Origin of the sequence: Aeribacillus sp. FSL W8-0870 (assembly GCF_037963755.1) — a bacterium.
In the GTDB taxonomy this organism is placed as follows: domain Bacteria; phylum Bacillota; class Bacilli; order Bacillales; family Aeribacillaceae; genus Aeribacillus; species Aeribacillus composti.
This window is the reverse complement of sequence record NZ_CP150165.1, coordinates 1,114,627-1,127,825: the sequence shown is the minus strand read 5'-3', so window position 1 is coordinate 1,127,825 and position 13,199 is coordinate 1,114,627. Positions and strand designations below refer to the sequence as shown.

Annotated in this window: 14 protein-coding genes; 5 read left to right on the top strand and 9 right to left on the bottom strand. The window is 39.8% G+C overall.

Going from position 1 to position 13,199, the window contains the following annotated elements:
• Positions 1 to 57: 57 nt before the first annotated feature.
• Complete coding sequence (gene aceA, locus NSU02_RS05545) at positions 58 to 1,341, bottom strand: isocitrate lyase (RefSeq protein ID WP_339194632.1); 1,284 nt, start codon at positions 1,339 to 1,341, stop codon at positions 58 to 60.
• 29 nt (positions 1,342 to 1,370) lie between these two features.
• A complete protein-coding gene (gene aceB, locus NSU02_RS05540) occupies positions 1,371 to 2,963 on the bottom strand; it encodes a malate synthase A (protein ID WP_063386618.1) in 1,593 nt (530 codons plus the stop codon).
• A 388-nt stretch (positions 2,964 to 3,351) separates the two neighbouring features.
• On the opposite strand from aceB, the gene NSU02_RS05535 reads away from it, so the two are divergent.
• A complete protein-coding gene (locus tag NSU02_RS05535) occupies positions 3,352 to 4,803 on the top strand; it encodes an AbgT family transporter (RefSeq protein ID WP_339194629.1) in 1,452 nt (483 codons plus the stop codon).
• 234 nt (positions 4,804 to 5,037) lie between these two features.
• Positions 5,038 to 6,240: a transposase gene (locus NSU02_RS05530; protein ID WP_339192838.1), complete on the top strand. Its 1,203-nt coding sequence runs from the start codon at positions 5,038 to 5,040 to the stop codon at positions 6,238 to 6,240.
• Between the two features lie 141 nt (positions 6,241 to 6,381).
• On the opposite strand, the gene ytpR is transcribed toward NSU02_RS05530, so the two are convergent.
• The 5 genes from ytpR to NSU02_RS05505 form a co-directional block, all read right to left on the bottom strand.
• The gene (ytpR, locus tag NSU02_RS05525; protein ID WP_063386617.1) at positions 6,382 to 6,987 is read right to left on the bottom strand and encodes a YtpR family tRNA-binding protein; all 606 of its coding nucleotides are present in this window, start codon (positions 6,985 to 6,987) and stop codon (positions 6,382 to 6,384) included.
• Positions 6,984 to 7,802 carry a DUF1444 domain-containing protein gene (locus NSU02_RS05520; protein ID WP_063386616.1) on the bottom strand — a complete coding sequence of 273 codons (819 nt, stop codon included), beginning with the start codon at positions 7,800 to 7,802 and terminating at the stop codon, positions 6,984 to 6,986. The genes ytpR and NSU02_RS05520 overlap by 4 nt, the downstream gene beginning before the upstream one ends.
• A gap of 33 nt (positions 7,803 to 7,835) precedes the next feature.
• Complete coding sequence (locus NSU02_RS05515; protein WP_063386615.1) at positions 7,836 to 8,153, bottom strand: thioredoxin family protein; 318 nt, start codon at positions 8,151 to 8,153, stop codon at positions 7,836 to 7,838.
• A 91-nt stretch (positions 8,154 to 8,244) separates the two neighbouring features.
• Positions 8,245 to 8,766 (bottom strand): DUF84 family protein, encoded by a 522-nt coding sequence (locus NSU02_RS05510; RefSeq protein WP_327855821.1) that lies wholly within the window; start codon positions 8,764 to 8,766, stop codon positions 8,245 to 8,247.
• Between the two features lie 24 nt (positions 8,767 to 8,790).
• Positions 8,791 to 9,864, bottom strand: a complete 1,074-nt coding sequence (locus tag NSU02_RS05505; protein WP_063386613.1) for a M42 family metallopeptidase — start codon at positions 9,862 to 9,864, stop codon at positions 8,791 to 8,793.
• A 145-nt stretch (positions 9,865 to 10,009) separates the two neighbouring features.
• Here NSU02_RS05505 and NSU02_RS05500 point away from each other — a divergent pair, with 145 nt between their 5' ends.
• Positions 10,010 to 10,324, top strand: coding sequence for a PepSY domain-containing protein (locus tag NSU02_RS05500; protein WP_063386612.1), 315 nt, complete (start codon positions 10,010 to 10,012; stop codon positions 10,322 to 10,324).
• Positions 10,325 to 10,373: 49 nt separating this feature from the next.
• Positions 10,374 to 11,156 carry an arginase family protein gene (locus tag NSU02_RS05495; RefSeq protein WP_339194622.1) on the top strand — a complete coding sequence of 261 codons (783 nt, stop codon included), beginning with the start codon at positions 10,374 to 10,376 and terminating at the stop codon, positions 11,154 to 11,156.
• A gap of 119 nt (positions 11,157 to 11,275) precedes the next feature.
• Here the strand turns inward: NSU02_RS05495 and trmB are convergent, their stop codons facing one another.
• Complete coding sequence (gene trmB / locus NSU02_RS05490) at positions 11,276 to 11,917, bottom strand: tRNA (guanosine(46)-N7)-methyltransferase TrmB (protein WP_339194619.1); 642 nt, start codon at positions 11,915 to 11,917, stop codon at positions 11,276 to 11,278.
• A gap of 118 nt (positions 11,918 to 12,035) precedes the next feature.
• Between trmB and NSU02_RS05485 the strand changes: the two genes are divergently transcribed.
• The gene (locus NSU02_RS05485; RefSeq protein WP_339194616.1) at positions 12,036 to 12,314 is read left to right on the top strand and encodes a YtzH-like family protein; all 279 of its coding nucleotides are present in this window, start codon (positions 12,036 to 12,038) and stop codon (positions 12,312 to 12,314) included.
• On the opposite strand, the gene NSU02_RS05480 is transcribed toward NSU02_RS05485, so the two are convergent.
• On the bottom strand, positions 12,298 to 13,092 hold the full coding sequence (locus NSU02_RS05480; RefSeq protein WP_082829584.1) for a phosphotransferase family protein: 795 nt from the start codon (positions 13,090 to 13,092) through the stop codon (positions 12,298 to 12,300). The two genes, NSU02_RS05485 and NSU02_RS05480, sit on opposite strands and share 17 nt — an antisense overlap.
• Between the last annotated feature and the right edge of the window lie 107 nt (positions 13,093 to 13,199).

Genomic DNA, 13,199 nt, shown 5'->3' with positions numbered 1-13,199 from the left:
AGCCAATCCCAGAGGATTGGCTCAATCTATGTGAAGGTAATGATTATGGCCAGTCAATTAAGCTGTGGTAAATTGTTCAGCTTCCGTAGACCCTTTTAAAGCGGTTGTAGAAGAAGTACCTCCAGTAATCACTTGGGCAACCTCATCAAAATAACCAGTTCCAACCTCCCTCTGATGCCGTGTTGCTGTATAACCATACTGTTCGCTTCTAAATTCGGCTTGCTGAAGTTCAGAGTAGGCAGCCATTCCATGATCTTTATACTTGCGTGCAAGTTCAAACATGCTGTAATTCAATGCATGGAATCCAGCTAAAGTAACGAATTGGAACTTGTAGCCGTAAGAAGCAATTTCCTTTTGGAAACGTGCGATAGTATCGTCATCAAGCTTTTTCTTCCAATTAAAGGAAGGTGAGCAGTTATATGCCAATAACTTGCCTGGGAATTCTTTATGAATAGCCTCAGCAAACTTCCGTGCTTCTTCCAAATTAGGTTCAGATGTTTCACACCAAATCATGTCTGCGTATGGCGCATATGCCAAACCTCTAGCAATTGCTTGATCAAGACCAGCGCGAGTGCGGAAAAATCCTTCCTGTGTCCGTTCCCCAGTAATAAACTCTTTATCCCTGTCATCGATGTCGCTTGTGATCAAATCAGCCGCATTGGCATCAGTACGAGCAATGATAACAGTCGGAACATTCATCACATCAGCAGCCAGTCTTGCAGCAATCAAATTGCGAATAGCTGTTTGTGTCGGGAGCAAAACTTTTCCGCCTAAATGGCCGCATTTTTTCTCAGAAGACAATTGATCCTCGAAGTGAACAGCAGCTGCTCCTGCTTCAATCATCGCCTTCATCAATTCAAAAACGTTCAACTGACCGCCAAATCCAGCTTCAGCATCCGCAACAATTGGAACGAACCAATCAATTGAATGATCCCCTTCCATATGATGGATCTGATCTGCCCGCTGCAAAGCTTGATTAATCCGCTTTACGACATGCGGCACACTGTTAGCAGGATACAAGCTTTGATCCGGATACATTTGCCCCGCAAGATTAGCATCTGCTGCCACTTGCCAGCCGCTTAAGTAAATTGCTTTTAATCCGGCTTTTACTTGTTGGACAGCTTGATTTCCTGTCAAAGCTCCGAGGGCATTTACGTATTCCTCAGTTTTCATTAAATTCCAAAATTTTTCTGCTCCTCTTCTGGCAAGAGTATATTCGATTTCAATGGAACCTCTAAGCTTCAACACATCTTCAGCCGAATAAGGGCGTGTAATCCCTTTCCAGCGTTCATCTTTCTCCCAGCTTTCTTGCAATTGTCTCGCTTTTTCTTGTAATGTCATCTTTTCTCTCCCCTTTTTTGAAATATTTTTTAATTTAATCTTTCATAGCCTGGAAGCGTCAGAAAATCTACGAATTCATCATTTCTCACAAGCTCATCAAACAATTTCGCCGCTTCATCAAAACGCCCTTTTTGATAGGCTTCTTCACCAAACTCTTGTTTTATTTTTTCCAGCTCTTCCTGCTTAATTTTTTCATAAAGCTCTATTGTAACCTTCCGTCCGTCCTCCAACACCCCCTTTGGATGACGAATCCATTGCCATACCTGTGCCCTTGAAATTTCTGCCGTTGCAGCATCCTCCATCAAATTGTGGATAGGTGCAGCTCCTCTTCCAGAAAGCCATGATGCAAGATAACGAATGCCGACATCAATGTTCGTTCTTAATCCTTGCTCTGTAATTGTTCCTTCCGGGACTTCAAGAAGCTGTTCTGCTGAAATCTCAACATCTAGCTGTTTATCAATCTGGTTAGGTTGTTTCATATATTGGTCAAAAATTTCTTTGGCAACCGGTACAAGCGCAGGATGTGCCACCCATGTGCCATCGTGTCCATCTTTCGCTTCCCGCTCTTTATCAGCGCGCACTTTTTGGAACGCCTCTTCATTTTTCACCGGATCATCTTTAACCGGAATTTGCGCTGCCATTCCTCCAATGGCATGAACGTTCCGGCGATGGCACGTTTTAATCGCGAGCAGAGAATACGCCCTCATAAACGGAACCGTCATCGTTACTTGCGCCCGATCAGGTAAAATGACGTTTTGATCGTTTCGGAATTTTTTCAGATAGCTGAAAATATAATCCCATCTGCCGCAATTCAATCCAGCTGAATGCTCTTTCAGCTCGTATAATATTTCGTCCATTTCAAACGCGGCCAATATCGTTTCAATCAGAACGGTCGCTTTAATCGTCCCCCGCTTTACCCCCAATTCATCTTGCGCGAAACAGAAAACATCGTTCCACCATCTGGCTTCTAAGTGGCTTTCCAGCTTCGGCAAATAAAAGTAAGGTCCGCTTCCTCTTTTGATCAGTTCTTTTGCATTGTGGAAGAAATAAAGGCCAAAATCAAACAGACTGCCTGAAATCCGTTTTCCGTCCAATAGGACATGTTTTTCTTCTAGATGGAGTCCTCTCGGCCGCACGATCAGCGTTGCCGTTTCTTCATTCAGCTTATATACCTTTCCGTTTTCATTCACATATTCAATCGTTTTGTTGACCGCATCCCTTAAGTGAATTTGTCCTTCCACAATATTTTCCCAAGTCGGTGATGTGGCATCTTCAAAGTCCGCCATAAAAACTTTTGCGCCTGAATTTAAGGCATTGATAATCATTTTCCGGTCGACAGGTCCAGTAATTTCAACTCTGCGATCCTGCAAATCTTTTGGAACAGGCGGTATCGTCCAGTCCCCTTTTCGAATATGTTCCGTCTCCTTTAAAAACGACGGCTTCTCCCCTTCATTAATTCGCCTTTCCCGTTCTTTCCTCAGTTCAAGCAGCTCGATTCTTCTTGAACCAAATGTTTGTTCAAGCTTTTCGACGAACTGAAGGGCTTCGTTCGTTAAAATCTCCCTGTAAGAAGGCAGAAGAGTTCCCTTCACTTCCAGCCTAGATGCTGCACTAGCCTTCACGTTTCCTCACCTACCTTGTTATAAAACAGTTTTTAAATTACATTTTTAATATATAACAGATTAATACAGATTGGAAGACTTTTTTGAAAATTCGTTGTTTTCGTTTTCTTATCACATTCAATAAGTTTTTATTAACTTCCCTTTTTCGCTCGTACATCCGATCCATACCTCTATCTCAATCAGCACTTTTTGAAAACTTAAATAATTTTATGTTATTTTTTATAACATGATTTCGTTTTTCAAATTAAAATAATTGTAAAATTTAATAGATTTTACAAAAAAATAGTTGATTTTCAGTGAAAATAACCAATGACAGAATAGCTACCACAAATTATTATGTTATAAAAACAAACATAAAGTGTCACAAACAGAGGAGGAGGGATAAAAAATGGAAGCTGAAAAAGGTGTAAAAAATGCAGCTTTTATTAATCAAAAACCACAATTGGAGAAAAAGAAATTAAGAATGCCTCATATTTATGTCATATTGTTTGTTTTAATAATTCTTGCTACAGCCGCTACTTATTTTGTACCTGCTGGCGTTTATGAACGTATTCCAGGACCTGAAGGAAGAACAACGATTGATCCAAACTCATTTGATTTTGTTGAAGCAGCACCTGTAAGTCCTGTTGAATTTATGATGGCAGTCCCAAAAGGATTAGTTGCAGCAAGTGATGTCGTTTTTTTCACTTTGATCATCGGCGGTACATTTGCCGTTATTCGAAAAACAGGACTTATAGAAATAGGAGTAGAGAAACTAGCAAAAACATTTGCTTCCAATGGTATTGTGTTAATTCCAGTTTTAATGACTGTATTCGCAATTATATGCAGTTTAATTGGAACGCAAGAACTTAGTTTAGTTTATATACCTGTAATTCTCCCCCTATTTATTGCTTTAGGATTTGATTCAATGGTGGCGGCGGCGGTTGCTTTAGTTGCAACTACTGCTGGTTTTATGACAGGCTTTCTTAACCCGATTAATACTGGTTTAGGTCAAAAAATTGCAGGACTTCCAATATACTCAGGTATAGAATTTCGCATAGCGGCTTTCGTTGTCTTTGTTTTAGCAGGAATGATTTACATTATGCAATATGCTAAAAAAGTTAAAAAGAATCCTGAAGCAAGCTTAGTATATAAAGACGATCATGCTAAAAGGAATATGTACTTCAATCAATCTGTATCCAAAAGGAATGAAATGAATAAAAAACAAAAAGCTGCTTCTTTTGCCTTGTTATCCTTTTTTGTCTTATTAGTGTACGGTGTTTTAACTCAAGGCTGGTTTATGTTAGAAATGGCTGGACTGTTCATTATAATGGGTGTGGTTGTAGGTCTGATCGCTGGATTAACATTAAACGATATTTGCGAAGCATTTAATGACGGTTTTCGTGAAGTTTTAGTTGGGGCAATCATTGTTGGTATTGCCAGAGCAGTATCAGTAGTTATGGAAGACGGACAAATAATGGACACCATTGTCCATACACTAGGAACGATAGTAGGCGAAATACCAGGAACATTTAGTGTCATCGGGATGTTTATTGTCCAAATGCTATTTAGCTTTTTAATTCCGTCAGGCAGCGGACAAGCATTAGTTACTATGCCGATTTTAGCTCCGCTTTCTGATTTAATCGGAGTTACGAGACAAACAGCTGTTTTGGCCTACCAATTTGGAGACGGGCTAGGCAACATATTATTTCCAACTTCAGGATATTTTATGGCTGCACTAGCACTAGCTGGAGTTTCATGGCAAAAATGGGTTCGCTTTTATGTACCATTATTTTTAATTTGGTTTGGATTATCTGCTATTTTCCTGATCACCGCTCATTTCATTCAGTGGAACGGTTGAATCATGATTTAAAATGAGTCAAAAATTAATAAATCATCATATAAAAAACACGCGGCAAACAAAATGTTTTCCGCGTGTTTTTTTGAAATTTTATCGCATTTTTACTTGAGCATTTTGCATATTTTTTGACCCAAGAGCCATAAGGATTTCAAAGACATAAAAAAGGACTTCACCCCTAAAATGTAGAATTTTTGAAGTGACGAAACCACAAAAATTCAAAAGGAGGAAGTCACTTTGTATATTCTACAAGAAAGCCTATTTTCCTTTGAAGAACTGCAAAAATTAGAGTCAAAAGAGAAATTACCTATCTTTTTTAGCTCGCTTGATTTACGCCCTTATGCTAAACAGTTGAGAAGTTCTTCACCCCGAGGGGCTGACGGTCATTCCAGAGAAGGGATTCTAAGGGCTCTCATCGCTGCCCCACTCGAAGGCATCGACACCTTTACCGCCCTTCATCATCGATTGGATAAAGACCTTCGTTTCCGTTATCAATGCGGTTTATCGATTGATCGCCCCGCACCGTCTATCTCCACTCTCAGCCGGGTTTTTGCGGCACTTACCAAAAAAAAGCTGGCTGAAAAGATCTTCCTTGACTTGGTACAGTTAGCTCAGGAGGAAGGAATAATTGACGGCAGCCACCAGGCCATCGACAGTGCCGCCATTGATGCCTATGAAAAGAAACAGCCCAAAAAGCGTAGTGAACAAACGGGTAATGCCAATTGGGGCGCAAAATATGATTCCTTCGGCAATAAAATTACCTGGTTTGGCTATAAGATGCATCTTTCAGTCGATACCGCAAGCGAACTGCCAATAGCCATAAAAGTAACCCCTGCCCATGTGAACGATGGAGAAGTCGCACCAGAATTAATAGAGCAAGTGGCAGAGCGTACCAAATCCAAAATTGAATTTCTGATCATGGATGGCGGATATGACCAACTAAAAAACTATGAATCAGCCAAAAACATTGGAGCGCAAGCCATTATCCCGCTCAATTTGCGCAACGAAAAAGAGCCTCCTGAAGGGATTTCTTCCAATGGAACTCCGCGTTGTTCCATGGGTTATGAAATGACTTATTGGGGAGCTGATAAGGACCAGCTCAAGTTCAGATGTCCTCACGCAACCGGCAAAGTGGATTGCCCATTAGGAATGGCAGCCTGTTCATCTTCCAACTATGGAATGGTGGTAAAAGTCGACATCAAAAAGGATGTGCGCCGATATTCCAATCCGCACCGTGATACAAAACGTTGGAAAGAGCTTTACAACGAGAGGACAAGTGTAGAACGCTGTAATTCAAGAATGAAAAGCTACCTTACGGCGAACTCCCTACATGTATGGGGAATTGAAAAAGTAAAGACCCATATTTACCTGAACGCTATTGTATTACTTGTTTCAGCGCTAGCGATGGCAAAGGAAAATAAAGGGAAGAAAGCCGCTTAAAAAAATTCAATGTGAAAAATTCTGTAGGTATGCCCGAAAACAAGATTATTGTAATATTTTGTAAAATAACATGCTGGTAGCTATTTGCCGAGTGCTTTATTTTTTATACTTTTATCCAAAAAATCTAATTTTGCAAAATGCTCACTTAAAAAACGGCTCCCCTGGCTTTCGACTATCTTCCAATACAAGAATCCCTTTTTCTTTTGGTGCATTGGGCAGGTTTAATTCTTTTGCCGAACAGATCATGCCGCTCGAGGAAATGCCTCTTAGTTCAGCTTCTTTTATCACCATTCCGCTTGGCATAACCGCTCCTACCTTTGCAACAACAACTTTTTGTCCAGCCGCAACATTCGGTGCCCCGCAAACAATTTGAAGCACTTCATCCCCCACATCGACTTTGCATACACTTAATTTGTCAGCGTTCGGATGCTTTTCTTTTTCCAATACATGGCCAACGACAAATTTCGGTGATAAATCCGCCTCCAGCTTATCTGAAAAACCGTTTTGCGCAATTGTTTGATTGATCTTTTCCACCATTTCTGCCGTTACATCTAATTGGCCGTTTCCGTCAAGCGAAAAATAAGAAGTTGCCTGAAAAATGTTGAAGCCTGCTGTTTCATTAGTTTCAGCATCAAATATTTTTACAACATCTCCTTTTCTTTCAAACCGCTTCTGTTCATACGGTATATCTTTTAAAGAGATGATGAGTACATCGCCGATTCCTTCTTTATTGTAAAATACATTCATTGCTTGTCATCGTCTCCTTTCGTCAGTTTTCTGCGGTTTTTTGCCAAAATAAAGATCGGTTCGAGCTTTTTGTTTTCATAAATAAAGGATAAAGCCGTAATCGGCACCCTCCCATTTGTAAAAAAGCTCATCGTCAGCTGTGCCAGCACGTCATAACCCGTTTCATTTCGAATGTCGCCTATGATCAGCACGTCTTGATGAGGGACGCTGACAGTCATATCCCCTTGAACTTTTGATTCATATTCTTTTAAAATTGACTCATTTAAAATCCTGCTGGCATCGTAGCCGTCATTTGAATTAAAAAAATAAAAAACATTGCCTGCGACCTTATCTTCTTTTACTTTTGTCGGCAATGAACGCAAATTAAAGGCAGCCATTTCCTTCAATTGCTGGCGCGTCCAATTCTCCTTCTTCATCATCTGTTCATCAATTAGGCGATACGAATTTCCGAGATCAAGGGCATAATAAATTCGGGTCTCAGCAGTATGATCCTCAAAAATAAGAGGAACGCCATTCGACTCAACCGGAAAGGAAGTTGAGCGAATGACAGGATAAATCTGTTTTTCCTTGCCGCTTAATGCACCTTCATTTTTCATAGCTGAGAGAGACTCGGTTATGTAATAAACGAATTCATCAATCGCTTTTTCTTTTTTTTCGTTCCATTTTGAAATAATACCTGGCAAGGAGAGTGTCAGCCCTTTTTTCAATTCTGGATCTTCGATTCTTAACGTATCCTTTTTTCGATTAAATGAAAAGTGAAATGAGTAATCATTTAACTTCTCTTTTAACAATTCGACCATTTGTTCAGAATTCATAAGGCTGATCATCTCCTTTTTATTTTCTTTATATTAAAGATTTAAGCCATCTAAAAATTGCTGAACTTCCTCTTTTGTTTTCCGATCTTTGCTGACGAAGCGTCCGATCTCTTTTCCCTCGTTAAATGCGATAAAGCTTGGGATGCCAAAAACATTTAATTCTGCGCATAAATCGATATATTCATCCCGATCGACATAATAAAATGCGAACTGCGGATTCTCCTTTTCCAATTCAGGAAGATGCGGCTTAATAAACCCGCAATCTGGACACCAATCAGCCGAAAATACAAATAAAGCATTTTTTCCTTTCGTAAGCTCCCAAAAATGATCAACAGATTGAATGTTTTCCATCTCTAAAAGTCTCCTTTTATCTTTTTTCATTGGCATCGTAACAAATCTCAGCAAAAAAAGCTACTAACTCGCATGCCTGAGCCGATCAAAGTTAATTTTTTTTGGAAAATTGATATTGTCCTATTAACAGCTTCATGATATGTGCAAACATTTCTTTCCGGTCGATAAAGCCGTTTGTAAAGATTCCGATTGCTCCTTCTCGATGTCTCACATTTCTTTTTTTCGCATATGCATCCATTACATCTCCAAGCTCCAAGCCTTTTTTCAAAGGCTCAAGAAATTCATTCGGGAGCGGGATTCTCGCCCCTCCAGCAATATATTCATTTCCATCTTTATCAATTAATGCACCCCAATTGCATAAAAACAATCCGCGAGGTGTAACATCCACACCCCCCTCAAGACCAACCGAAAGATCCGGTTTAACTTTTTCAAAGACATTTTTTGCCCGATTTAATGCCCCCTGCAATGTTTCCTCATCGGAAAATGGCTGTGTTGAAACCCCGGATGGAACATCAACTGAGATGAATTCCATGTTCTTCTCTTCCAAAAGAGAAAAGGTCTCCTTCACCGCATTGATTTTCGCCAGGTTTTTCGATCCGATTGCGACATTCATTTTTGCCCTCCGGAATGTTTTATGTTAAACGTTTTGCTTAATTTTTTCAACAGTGGATCGATCGCAAGCTTTTATGAGCTTCACAAGCAATTCTTTTGCTGCTAAATAATCATCGACATGGATCATCGAAGCATGAGTATGAATATATCGGGCGCATATTCCGATTACCGCTGAAGGCACACCGCTGCCAGAAATATGTACTCGGCCTGCATCTGTTCCGCCTTGGGATGTAAAATATTGATATGGAATATTGTTTGTTTCAGCTGTGTCAAGAATAAATTCCCGCATTCCCCGATGAGTGACCATTGTCCGATCATAAATTCTCAGCAGAACTCCTTTTCCAAGCTGACCAAATTCGTTTTTGTCCCCGCTCATGTCGTTGGCAGGACTCGCATCCAATGCAAAAAAGATGTCCGGCTTAATCAAATTGGCGGCCGTTTGCGCTCCCCTTAACCCTACTTCTTCCTGGACAGTCGCTCCAGAATACAAAACGTTTGGCAATGTTTCATCTTTCACTTCTTTCAACAGCTCAATGGCCAGCCCGCATCCATACCTGTTGTCCCAAGCTTTTGCCAAAATTTTTTTCGAATTAGCCATCGGCGTAAACGGGCAGACCGGAACAATTTGCTGTCCTGGCTTGATTCCTATGGCTTCCGCATCTGAGCGATTATCAGCGCCGATATCAATCAGCATATTTTTAATCTCCATCGGCTTTTTCCGAACTTCCTCATTGAGCAAATGCGGAGGGATGGATGCGATCACGCCGATCACCGGACCGCGTTCAGTTATAATTTGCACGCGCTGCGCCAGCAAAACCTGACTCCACCATCCTCCCAGCGGTTGAAAGCGGATCATTCCATTTTCTGTAATAGATGTGACCATAAAGCCTACCTCGTCCATATGGCCTGCAACCATTATAGTTGGTCCATCCTCACTGCCTTTTTTCACTCCAAAAATGCTGCCGAGTTTGTCTTGAACGATCTCATCTGCATATTTTTCTAGCTCTTTGCGCATAAATGAGCGAACAGCGTGTTCATTGCCTGATGCACCCGGCAGCTCTGTTAATGTTTTAAATAAATCCAACGTTTCGTTGTTCATGTTTATATCCCCTTCTTTAGCTTAATTTAGACCATCACGTACACAAAATATGTATAAACTTATTTTAGCGAATGATGAATGTATATTCCACAAATGTAACAAAACTGCGTTATACTAATAGTAAATTGTTTAAGGAGGGAAGATTGTGAAATGGAAAAATTTCCTGATCGGCTTCGCAGCAGGGATTGCCGTCGGATATGTATTAAAAAACGAATATAAAAAGCCGTTTCTTTCGCCGGAAAAAGCACTTGAATCGGTGAAAAAAGCTTTTAAACAAAAAGGCCCGATCAACGGATCCTGGATTTACACCATCCCGCAAGATTATGAAAAAAATGATATATCTTATAAAGTGTATGAGGCAGGAATCAGCCGTTTTTATAAAGGGAAAACTGAACAGTTTGAAGTTATTGTCGATGCATCGAGCGGAACCATTTTACATGTAAATCAGCTTTCCTCTTAACAAGAAACAGAGAAAACAAATTTCTTTGTCTCTTTGGGGAGTGAAAAAAATGGGGATTGTTAAAAAAGGTGTGACGATTTTACATTTTGATGAAACATACCATTATCAAAGAAAATTACAATCGTATTCTCACGAATGCATTGATTTCACTGATTTAGAAGGAACCCGGCTGTTTTGTGACGGACAATCGTTAAAAGTAATAAAAAGAAAGCTGTTGAGCCGCAAGCAAAAAGGAATTACGTTCATCGGCAGCGGCGATTATCACTATGTTACATATCTCCTGTTGAATGAAATAAAACTTCCGTTTACCCTTCTTCTATTTGACCATCATACAGACTTAGACGATTCTGCAATCGGGAGGAACATGCCAATTTCTTGCGGCTCATGGTTATCTTTTGCGCTAAAAGACAATCCTTTTTTAACAAAAGCCATTATCATCGGTCCAAAATGGACAGAAAAACAAGAAATAGAAAAAGTCAAGGTCATCCCGTATACACCTGAAAATCATCCGTATATTTTACAACAAATTCAACAAATACAAAATGATTTTGTTTATATTAGCATCGACAAAGATGTTTTAAAAAAAGGGGAGGCGGTGACAAACTGGGACCAAGGTACAATGAGTGCTGCGACATTGCTTTTTTATTTGCGGACAATATTAAATGAAAAAAAAGTGATCGGCCTCGATGTTTGCGGCGAGGCGCCGCGTAAAAGACTGGCTTTCTCTTTTCTCGAAGATCGAATGATGAATAAAAATGAAACGATAAATCTGAACATTTTAAAAATGTGCTTACGGAATCCTCACGTGTACGAAACAAATCAATTCCCCTAAAGTTTTTGCTTAAGTAAAAGACTGAAGAGTGCAGAAGATTCATCCCTCGAAAATTCCATTTTTTATCAAAAAAACATCCCGCACACTATCGTGCAGGGATGTTTGTCTTTACCGAATTTTCACTTTCGCAATTTCACTTCCGCCCTATAAATCTTTTGTCCTTTTTTGGAAAATTTCTCTTCGTATTCCGTCATTACATTGTCTGTAAAATCACTTTGGTGAAGATCTAAACTTACCCATTTCAATAAAAATCCGTATTCGGAAAAACTGACAAGCGAATATTCAAACAGCCTTTGGTTATCCGTTTTAAAATGAATTTCACCTTCATCAGCTAAAATGCTCTCAAAAATGGAAAGAAAGGAATGATGTGTCAAGCGCCGCTTCGCATGGCGTTTTTTTGGCCAAGGATCTGAAAAATTTAAATAGATTCGCTCAACCTCGCCTTTCGCAAAAATTTCAGCTAACTGGCTCGCATTTATGTTCATAAGCTTTACATTCGGAAGTTCCTCTTCTTTTAATTTTTTTAAAGCCGAGACGAGGACGCTTTCCTGAAGCTCAATGCCGATATAATTAATATGCGGATTTTGCTTCCCCATACCGACAATAAACTGTCCTTTGCCGGTGCCGACTTCTATATGAACGGGATGCTCATTCCCGAACAAATCGTTCCATTTCCCTTTCCATTCAAAAGGCTGCTGTATAACAAATTGGGGATGATTTCTTAAAAAATCTCCGGCCCAAGGCTTATTTCTTAAACGCATATTCCACCTCTGTTTATTTTTTTACTATGTCAAAAGAGCCGTATACTGAACGGCTCTTTATTGTATAGAAATCGAAATGATGTATATTCTAATCAATAAAGAAATGGGGTGAGAATGAATGCAATTGAATTATCGTGATCAACTGATGCTTCTGAAAGATATTTTATCTGAACATGAAAGTGAATGCTGCGGATCAGTAGCGGAATATGAGCAATTAGAGCGCCTCATTCGGTCATTAATGGCCAATGCTGAAGTTAATGATCAGTTAAAGCAATCGCTTGAAACAATATATACTTATTGCAAAAACGGGAAAAATTCCAGCGATATAACCGATTTTATCGCCTCACATCAAGGGCAGTTGACTCAATGGCTTGAGGATATCAATGCCCTTTCCTAAGCAAAGCATTTAAAAATTCCAGCTGCTCCGCCATTTCTTTTTCATTGTTTTTCTTTCTCAAAAAAGAGATGGACAAAATGACTTGAGCTAACATATACCAATGCATGCGAACTTTTAAATCGTCCGTTAAATCAGCTCCGTATTTTTTCAGCCATTCATCCCATTCACTTTCATGAATGTAAGTATATAACAGCATTCCTAAATCAATCGCCGGATCGGCAATCATTGCTCCATCCCAATCGATTAAATACAATTGGTTGTCCTCAGATAAAAGCCAGTTGTTATGATGAATATCACAATGGCAAACAACAGCTTCTTTATGCTGCACCTCTGTCACGTTTTGTTCCAAATAACATAGTGCTTGTCGAATAACCGGAAGCTCCAAAAGCTCCAAATTCGCTGCTTTTTTTACATTTTCGAGCAGCGTTTCAGGCGAGAGCGGCTCTTTTCCTAAACGTTTTAACATATCAAGTAGTTCATACGACCGATGGATTTTCTTTAGGAGCTCCGCAACGTGCTCGTTTTTCATATCTTTCGGTTTTAAACCGCGCCCGTTTAGCCAATGCTGCGCCGTAATCACATCACCGTTTTCCATTCTTTTCGTCCAAACGAGCTTAGGAACAATTCCTTCCGCTGACAAAACAGCTAAAAACGGCGAAGAATTGCGTTTTAAGAACAGTTTTTTTCCATTTTTTTCAGCATAAAAGGCTTCTCCTGTCGCTCCTCCTGCCGGAGATATTTCCCAATCGCTACCTAATACGTCTTCCAACCAATTCACCTTCAATTTCAAGCCCACATTTCGTTAGTAGATTCACCCTGCGCAATAAAAAAGACAGCTATTGAATTGAATGAGATGTTTCCAATAGCTATCCATTATAAATTTTA